This window comes from Streptomyces sp. NPDC044571 (assembly GCF_040647115.1).
Taxonomy (GTDB): domain Bacteria; phylum Actinomycetota; class Actinomycetes; order Streptomycetales; family Streptomycetaceae; genus Streptomyces.
The window spans coordinates 1-1,180 of the sequence record NZ_JBEZBN010000143.1 but is presented as its reverse complement, the minus strand read 5'-3'; the positions used below and the strand labels follow the sequence as shown (position 1 = coordinate 1,180).

Annotated in this window: 1 protein-coding gene; it reads left to right on the top strand. The window is 69.0% G+C overall.

Features of this window, described 5'->3' with window-relative positions; genetic code table 11:
- Window positions 1-47 precede the first annotated feature (47 nt).
- Window positions 48-1,180 (top strand): N,N-dimethylformamidase beta subunit family domain-containing protein (locus tag AB0B01_RS30840; RefSeq protein ID WP_361726293.1); only part of this gene is annotated, 1,133 nt, incomplete at its 3' end.

Below are 1,180 nucleotides of genomic sequence, written 5' to 3'. Positions count from 1 at the left end.
AGCACGGGCACATTCGGAGCGAGCCAAACGGCAGGCGCAGGAGCTCAGTGGCCGCAGGCCGGCTTGGGGTGGTCGAGGTAGGCCCAGGCAGCGACCAGACCTGGCAGGCGTACAACAACTACGGCGGCCAGGACCTCTACGACGGCGGGGGACCCGCCCCCGACGGCCGGGCGTACGAGGTCAGCTACAACCGGCCGATGGACATCGGCGGGGAGAACGGGATCTACGGATCCGAGTTCCAGATGATCTCCTGGCTGGAGCGCAACGGGTACGACGTGAGCTACATGTCCGGAATCGACATGTCGACCCGCGGCGCGACGCAGCTGCGCAACCACAAGGTCTTCATGTCCTCCGGACACGACGAGTACTGGACCCAGGAGCAGTTCACCAATGCCCTGGGCGGGCGCCGAGGCGGAGTCCACCAGACCTACTTCAGGGGCTACGTGGTCTTCTGGAAGACCCGCCTCGCCCCGAGCATCGACGGCTCCGCCACGGCGAACCGGACCCTGGTCTGCTACAAGGAGACCAAGCTCTCCTTCCCCCAGCCCAACGGCGTACCCGACCCCAGCGGCATCTGGACGGGCACCTTCATGGACCCGGCCGGCGCGGCGAACGGGCGGCCCTACCAGCCGCAGAACCAGCTGACCGGCTCCCTGTTCAGCGTCAACGGCTACCGCAGCGACGCGATCACCGTCCCGGGCTCGTTCGCCAAGATGCGGCTGTGGCGGGGCACCACCGTCGCCGGCCTGAGCCCCTCGCAGACCGCCACCTTCCCCGTCGGCACCCTCGGCTACGAGTGGGACAGCGACGTGGAGGACGCGGCCCGCCCGCCCGGTCAGATCCAGCTGTCCTCGACGACGGTGGACATCAACGACGGAAAGCTGCGGCTCGACTACGGCAACACGTACGGGAACGGCACCGCGACGCACAGCCTGGTCGCCTTCCGGGACCAGACCTCCCACGCGCTCGTCTTCGGCGCCGGCACCGTGCAGTGGTCCTGGGGCCTGACCAACATGCCGACGGGCAACCCCGACGACGCGGTGGTCACCGAGGACAAGCGCATGCAGCAGGCGACGGTGAACGTGTTCGCCGACATGGGCGTCCAGCCGGGCTCCCTGCAGACGAACCTGGTCGCGGCGACCGCGTCCACGGACACCACGGGGCCCGCCGTCACGGTGAC